5 protein-coding genes and 1 pseudogene are annotated in these 8,047 nt (G+C 60.8%); all 6 read left to right on the top strand.

The features are described 5' to 3' along the window. Positions 1-1,015, top strand: a 1,015-nt coding sequence (locus ACTJKJ_RS27205) for an RHS repeat-associated core domain-containing protein (protein ID WP_440823293.1), incomplete at its 5' end; no start/stop codon positions are given. Continuing rightward, entirely contained in the window at positions 1,012-1,437 is a 426-nt protein-coding gene (locus ACTJKJ_RS27200; RefSeq protein WP_440823291.1) for a hypothetical protein, read from the top strand. The genes ACTJKJ_RS27205 and ACTJKJ_RS27200, both read left to right, overlap by 4 nt. 432 nt (positions 1,438-1,869) lie before the next feature. Further along, on the top strand, positions 1,870-4,395 hold the full coding sequence (locus tag ACTJKJ_RS27195; RefSeq protein WP_440823289.1) for a hypothetical protein: 2,526 nt from the start codon (positions 1,870-1,872) through the stop codon (positions 4,393-4,395). A gap of 251 nt (positions 4,396-4,646) precedes the next feature. Beyond that, positions 4,647-4,844, top strand: a complete 198-nt coding sequence (locus ACTJKJ_RS27190; protein WP_440823287.1) for an RHS repeat domain-containing protein — start codon at positions 4,647-4,649, stop codon at positions 4,842-4,844. 108 nt (positions 4,845-4,952) lie between these two features. After that, a complete protein-coding gene (locus ACTJKJ_RS27185) occupies positions 4,953-5,447 on the top strand; it encodes a hypothetical protein (RefSeq protein WP_440823285.1) in 495 nt (164 codons plus the stop codon). 374 nt (positions 5,448-5,821) lie between these two features. Further along, positions 5,822-8,047 (top strand): annotated as a pseudogene (locus ACTJKJ_RS27180) (hypothetical protein); the annotation flags it as partial.

Genomic DNA, 8,047 nt, shown 5'->3' with positions numbered 1-8,047 from the left:
CAACCGGCTCACCAGCGTTGCCAATCCCACGCGCAGCTTCGGCTACGACGCGGCGGGCAACACGCTCAGCGACACGGGCCTGGCGTACACGACGACATACCGGTTGGACAACCGGCTGGGCACGCTCACCAAAAACGGCCTGACGACGACCTACCAGTACGACGCGGGCGGGCAGCGGGTGCACAAGGAGCACAGCGCGGGGCTGCGGGACTTCGTGTACGACCAAGAAGGGCATCTGCTGGGCGAGTACAACGCCTCGGGCGTGGTGCAGGAGTTCGTCTGGCTGGGCGACACGCCCGTGGCGGTGATCGTTGGATCGGTGGCGTCAACGCTGCCGCTGCTCGCGTACGCGGATCACCTGAACGCACCGCGCGTGCTCATCGACAAGACCGATGCCGCGCGCTGGCGCTGGATCAGCGAGCCCTTCGGCACGGCGCAGCCGGAGCAGGCGCCGGCGGGGCTCTCACCGATCACGTTCAATCTGCGTTTCCCGGGGCAGTACTATGACAGCGAGTCCGGGTTGAACTACAACTACTTCCGAGACTATGACGGGACGACGGGCAGATATATTCAAAGTGACCCGATCGGGCTCCAAGGCGGCATCAACACTTATGCCTATGTGGAGGGTAATCCCCTTCAGTACGCCGACCCGTTGGGACAGGTTAGACAAGGCGGAAAAACTGGTAAATGGTGGGAATTTACAGACCGAAATTTCCAGCGATGGTTTCATCAATGCTGGAAGCAGCCTGGAGACCAAGACGCAACAAGAGCGGAATTGGCTGAAGCCTATGCGACTTGGGTGGAGTGGGGAATGCCAGATGGCAAAGACGGTTGTGGCGGACCACCTCCCGCGCCTGCACCCCAGCCGGAAGCTTGTGGCGATGCCTGCAAGAAGACAGCGAAGGTCATTGTTGTTGGTGGTACCGCCTATGTCGTTTATCGGTGTCTAAGAATGCTTCCTTCGTTGCTCCCGCCCCTGTGGCCGACTATTCCAGCAAATGCGGTGGTTCCATGACGCAGGAAAAATCTTTGGCCTCTCATACTTACACTGTAGAGCTTCGATTTATGGGGCCACAGTTGGAGCCAACTGATATCTCTAGGCGACTTCATTTGGTTGCAAGCGCTGAACTGAGCCCTGTAGGAGGGCAGGTTGGTACGAGAAGGCGTGATCCCTTCTGGGCATACAACGGAAAGGGCGAAATAGGATTCCAATCCGAATGGGAATCGCTAGAAGCGGGCTTGCAGTTCTTGCTAGGCTCCCTGCGGTCTCGAAAGTCAAAAATAGTGGCGATTGCTCAGGAGTCTCGTGCCATTTGGTGGTGTGGGCACTTTCAATCTAGCTTTGATGGTGGGCCGACGCTTTCGGCTGACTTGATGACGGAAATCGGCAGTTATGGAATTCCGCTTTCAATCGACAATTACTTTTCTGAGGCTTGACTGCCCATTAAGCATGGCCCGCGCTCAGCGCTTCGAAACATGCCGCGACGGCGGCGCCCATTTCCCCCTTGACCGTTGACTGCGCCCCAAGGGCACAGCTTCGCGCGAGCGGGCCGCAGAATGGGCCCCTGAAGAAAAATTGCCGCCTCCCGGGAGGCCACCTTCTTCTTCGCTCCGCAACCCCCGTCACGTCCCAACAAGACGCCTACAACTACGGCGGATGGGTGCTTGGGCGGAGCCATATCTAATCTGACCCCATCGGCTTGGCGGGGGGCGGCATGTCAACCTACAGTTATGTAGGGCTCAATCAACTAAGTTATAGCCATCCACTGGGGCTGGCTCCGCGCAAATTGAGTTTGAATAGTATGGAATGTCGCCAACTGCAGGATAAAATAAAGCGAGACTTGGAATATTCTAGAGAGGACTCTTTAAATGATTAGGCGCTTTTTCCTCTTGTTGCTACTGACGTTTGGCCTAACTGGCGGAGCGTTTGCCGGCAACTATGCAGACCGTTGGTGTCTGCACAACACGGACAACGGTGATTTCCCCGTTACGCAGGAATGTAGTACGAGCATGATGGGCCTATTTGGAATGGCCCTTGAGTTTGCTAATAATGAATACGAGGCGCATCCAGTTCAACTTCCGTTCCAAACCACTCGCTATATCTCGGCGACGCCTGGGGAATGTAAGGTGATTCCAAAATCTCAAGGCATATATCCTCGCGGTTCATGCCAGTTTAAATTGAATTATCGCGACGTTGACAACACGACAGGCGCGGTCACCAATTGGCAATCGACGTACCTCATGGAAATCTGGATGACTTGCGGCGAGCAGGTGGGCGGCGGGATGGCAGGCGGTTGGGATGCTGCCGCAGGCGTCTGCCGGAGATATATGGATCAGGAACAACCCAAGTGCAAACAGTGCCAAGTGGGGAATCCGGTCACTCCCATGGATGGCATCAAGCACCAGATTCAGCCTATCCTTCGATGGGGACGCGGCCACAAGCTGGAAGCTAGTTACTCCTTTGAGCGGTTCAGCGTGGGTAATGGTACCAATTTTGGCCGAGGGAGTCAGTCTTTCGGCGATGTCTGGTTCAGTAATTTTCACAAGCACGCCTATTACGCCGAATTCAACTCGTGGGCCTTTGGCTACAACTTCCAACGAGAGAACGGAAAGTGGAAGTCATTCACGCAGTTTCCCGACAACGCAGCGCTTTCTTCCGTTGAGTTGGATTCGCCACCGAGTCAGAGTGGCGCAAATTTGTTGTATTTTGATTCGGAAGCGGAGGCTATAGAGGTGTTCTCCCCGATGGGTGGTGATTATGAAATCTCTGCGATTCACTACATCGATGGGCGCCGCGTCAATTACTCCTATGGCAGTGCCCGAGGGCGAATACCTGAAGACATGGCGAAGGAGCTCGAATGGGACGACGCCTCGGGCACGAGGTTATTGAGCTCCGTCACAGATGAGGCAGGCCGGTCTGTAACCTTTACATATGAGGCGACAGTCGGTCGACCGAACGTGTTTCGGATCAAGTCGGCCCAAGCTCCCGATGGCAGCGAGACCAGATTCCTTTATCTGGATAAGCGTCATAATATGCTCGCTACACTGGTGTTTCCTGACCTGACAGAGCGGAATTATTCCTACGGACCGCAGCCTGGGTTGATATCGAAACTGATCGACGAGCAAGGTCAGACCTACGGTACCTACGAATACGACAATGTTGGTCGCGCAGTGATGACCAAGACCGGAAGCAACGGTCCGGCGTGGCGCTTTCAATGGACGCAGGCTCCGACCTGGAACTTCACCGAGACGCTGTCTGACAACGTGGTGCGCAGGACTTTTTCCTTCGACAGCCCAACCTCGGTCCGGATCTTCGGCCCCGACGGCTACGAAGAGACCATGAACAGCACCCAGATCAGCGGGTCGACCGTGTTGGGCTCCAGAGTCATCCCGGCCGGTTCGGGCTCTCCGGCGTCTTCGATTCAGTTGAGCTACGACGCCTATGGGAACGTCACGCGCCGTATCGACGCTAACGGCACCCAATCCTGCTACGCCTATGCTGCCGCGCGGCATATCGAGATTGCACGGGTCGAAGGCCTGACCAACGACGCTGACTGCGCATCGGCGCTTTCCACGGCGACCTTGCCGGCGAACTCGCGCAAGGTGAGCACTCAATGGCACCCTGACTGGCGCAAGCAGACTCGCATCGCCGAACCGGGTCGTATCACGACGCTGGTTTATAACGGTCAACCGGATCCCACCAACGGCGGCGCTACCGCCAGCTGTGCGCCTTCCACCGCGCTGCTGCCCAACAACAAGCCGCTGGTACTTCTGTGCAAGCGTGTCGAGGTCGCGACGACGGACACCACCGGCGCCTCCGGCTTCAACGCGGCAGCGCACGACGGAACCGCCGCCCGTACCTGGAGTTGGATCTACAACGCCCACGGCCAGGTGCTCACCGAAACCGACTCGCGCGGCAAGACCGTAGTCACCAACGCTTACTACGACGACGCCGCCGCGGAGCACATGCCCGGCGACCTGCAGTCCTCGACCAACGCGCTGGGCCACGTCACCCGTTTCCTGCGCTACAACGCGTTGGGGCAGCCGGTGCAGGTCGTGGACCCTAACGGCATCAGCACGGTCTACACCTACGACGTGCGCCAGCGCATCAAGTCGATCACCGTGGCCGACGCAATGACCAGCTACGACTACTGGCCGACCGGCTACTTGAAGAAGGCCACGCTGCCCGACGGCAGCTTCGTCGCCTACGAGTACGACGACGCCCATCGCATGACGGCGGCGACGGACAGCCTGGGCAACCGGGTGGAGTACACGCTGGACCAGCGAGGAAATCGCACGGCGGAGACCGTGAAGGACCCCAGCGGCGCGCTCAAGCGCTCAATGGCGCGTGTGTTCGACGCGCTGAGCCGCATCCAACAGTCGACGGGAGAGTGAGGACATGAGCCACCATGACAAGCCTGTGATGGCAGGAGGATGCTCATGGCCGCGGCCACTGTTCATGGGCGCGGCGCACGCGGATATGTCGTGGCTGCCAGTTTCCCGGACCTCGGCCATCGGCTTCGAACACGACGTGCGCGGCCACCTCACAGGGGCGTCAAGGTTAGGGGCGTGAGCGGCTTCGGCCTGACCAGGCAGAGCAGCCCACTGGGCTGCTCAAGAAGACGACCCAGCCCGATGGCGCGATCGTGACCTACGAGTACGACGATGCGCATCGCCTGACCGCCGTGGCCGACGGCCAGGGCAACCGCATCGAGTACACGCTGGACCAGAGCGGCAATCGGATCGCGGAAGCCGCCAAGGACCCGCAAGGCACGCTCAAGCGGACGATGAGCCGCATCTTCGACGCGCTGGGCCGGGCACAACAAACAACAGGCAGGGAGTAATTCATGCAAGGCAAGAAATGGCACTGGCAGTGCCGGAGCGCACTCGCGGCTGCGATAGCCGCTTGCTTGGGGATCGGGGCGCACGCAGCGACGCTGCCGCCCCCGCCGGTGTCCCCGGCACCGGTCACCGACTACGAGTACGACGCCAAGGGTAATCCGACCAAGGTCATCAAGGCCAAAGACGTGGCGGGTTTCGGCTTCACCTCCAGCACTGCCTATGACGCGCTGGACCGCGTCAAGACCAACACCGACGCTCGCAGCGGCGTGACGACGCTGGGTTTCGACGGCATCGATCAGCTCAAGCAGGTCACCGATCCTCGCAACCTGGTGACGAGCTATCAGCGCAACGGACTGGGGGATCTCACGCAGCTCACCAGCCCCGACACGGGCACGGCCACCAGCACCTACGACCCCAACGGCAACCTGTTCACCCGGCTGGACAGCCGCGGCGTGCTGGCCACCTACACCTACGACGACCTCAACCGGGTGAGCTCCGCGATCTACACGCAGAGCGGCCGGGACCAGTTCGAGACAGGGGGGCGGAGATGTAGGTCACCCGGTGGGCTCCTGCAGTCCCATCGTCAACCAAGAGAATATCGATGATCCATGGCTTGGTTGCACGTCCTCAACCGCCGTCCTGACTAGAGCGCTTCGGCCACGGAACCGCAGCCCCAGTGAGGGTTGCGTCCGCGCGAGCGGTCCAAGGGCCGCTTGATGCACGCCGGCAACGTCACCTTGCCTCGCCCGCAGCTTGGCCTCGCACGCGAATCATGCATTCAGTCGTGAGTCTGTCGTGACAGACGTAATCGATCGGAGGATTCGGATGCGAGCATTCTTAGTCCGGCACAATCCGGTCCCGGTCAGGGAGAGAGGATGCTCGCGGTACGCGCAATAGACGTCGACCGCGGGGCACTTAGTGCGGCTATTGGCCGGCGGCTGCTCCCTGATGCGTTTGTGTCGCATCGTCGGAGTCCTTCATGCCGATTCTTTTCCGCACTCGCCCCTCGCCTGCTGACAGGCGTCAAGCTGATTCAAGGGCCGCAGGAATGTGCGCGCTCTTGTCGCGACGGTCCATCGGCATAGTGGGTCGTTTGATGCTTTGTTGCGCTGCGACGCTCGGTGCACTGCACGCACACGCCTACGACAAGCGCTTGCCGCCGGTCAGGTGGGAAAACGCCTCGACGAACTTCTATGGATCCTCGTACTCTGGTGGCACGTGTCCCGCCACCGCCGACTTCAAGCCTGACGACATCTGCGGCAGCTACGACATTCGCGTGGACGGTACGGCCTATGGCACTCCGGAACAGACCTTGGCGCGCGCCATGGCGTTTCTACTGAGCTACAGGAATGCGTACGAGCAGAACTCGTGTGTGGCACCCATGTCGTGGACGGCAGGTGCCTGTGAGATCGAGCCGTATCTCAACTATGGACTAGGGCACTGCCGCTACACGGGCACCACGGTTAGCCTGGAGCGAGAGAACTGTTATAGCCCTCCAGGCCAGGCGATCACTTTCAACAACACCGTGTTCATTCGGAAGATGTGCCGAACACCCGGGGGACGGACGGAAGGCATTGAGTTCGATTTCGCCAGCAGAGAGTGCGTCTGCCAGAACGGCGTCTTCGTCGCGGAAAGCGACAGCTGTGTGCCGGTGGCGGATCGGATGCTCTTTAAGCCCTGCAATACCTGCTACGGCAATCCGATCTTTCCGGAGCAGGGCCTGAAGGTGCAGTCGATCGTTGCGGGCTGGCAGCCCTGGACCGGATTGAGCCTGATCTACAACTCCGAGAAGATTCAGTATGAGGCCGGTGTCACACCGTACCTTCGTTCAAACCCCGCGACCTTTGGCCCGCTATGGACGGCGAGCTTCGATAAAGCGCTGTACTTCTCGACGATCGGCAACGCGCGTCTGATCAATGTGTCGCGCGGAGGCGGCGCGTGGACCAGCTTTCAGCAAGGCGCCGCCGGACTCGCGCCATCGAGCGGCATGCTGAACGACCGGCTGACGAGCGCCGCTCAAGGCTACCTTTACCGGGATGCGGACGCGATGCGTCTGGAGGAATACAACGACCGAGGACAGTTGCTCAAGATCACCGCCATCGATGGGCGCACCTTGGCCGTCGCGAGGACGGGCATCGGTACGGTCACTGCGGAGGCGATGGATGAAGGTCTTCCCTTGTCCCTGACGGACCACTTCGGGCGCCGGTGGCGCTTCGAGTACACGCTGGTGGGCGCTGAGCCGGCGTCGCGCGTGGCGACGATCGTCGATCCGGGTCAGGGGCGGGTCACGATCGGATACGGCGGCAACGGGCAGGTCGGACGTCTGGAATGGGCCGATGGAACGACGCAGCAGATGATGTATGAGCGCGCCGATTTGCCATGGGCGCTGACGGGTTACCTGGACGAGCGGGGCACGCGCGCGGCGACGTATGGCTACGACGCGCTGGGACGGGCGGTGTCCACGCAGCGGGCGTTGGGCTTGGACTCGTATGCGGTGACGTGGGCGCTTCCGCCAGAGATGAAGGTGAGGGAGCGGTACGACCCCCAAGCAGGTGTGATTTGGCGCGACCATGAGCTGAAGCCGCCTCAGGGCACGACGGTCCAGTTGCCCAACGGACAGGTGCAAGCGCTGGAGTCGACCGCCTCGTTCGCGCTGCCGAAGTGGACGCTCAAGACCCAGGTAGCCGGCGCCGGAAGTGCGGCGGTCACGTCCTCGCGTTCGTTCGATGTCAACCTGAACGTCACGCGGCTCGACGACTTCAACGGCAATCGCAGTTGCATGAGCTATGACACGAGCCGGAATCTGGAGATGGCGAGGGTTGAAGGACTGAGTATGGCGACGGATTGCGCTTCGGTATTGAGCACAGTGCCGGTTGGCGCCCGCAAGGTGTCAACGCAGTGGCATCCGGACTGGGCGCTCGCGATAAGGACGGCCGAGCCTGGCCGCATCACGACCGCTGTCTACAACGGCCAGTTTGATCCGTTCAACGGCAACGCGGTGGCGAACTGCGCGCCGGCCAGCGCGCTGCTGCCCGACGGCAAACCCATCGTCGTGCTGTGCAAGCGCGTGGAGCAGGCGACGACCGACGAGAGCGGTGCGCAAGGCTTCGATGCGACGCTGCAGTCCGGCGTGCCGGCTCGCGCGACGAGCTGGACCTACGACGCCACCGGCCAGGTGCTCACCGAGACCGACCCGCGCGGCAAG

Source organism: Roseateles sp. 22389, assembly GCF_052044995.1.
Lineage (GTDB): Bacteria > Pseudomonadota > Gammaproteobacteria > Burkholderiales > Burkholderiaceae_C > Roseateles.
The sequence above is the reverse complement of the archived record's forward strand: the minus strand, read 5'-3'. Positions and strand labels throughout refer to the sequence as shown.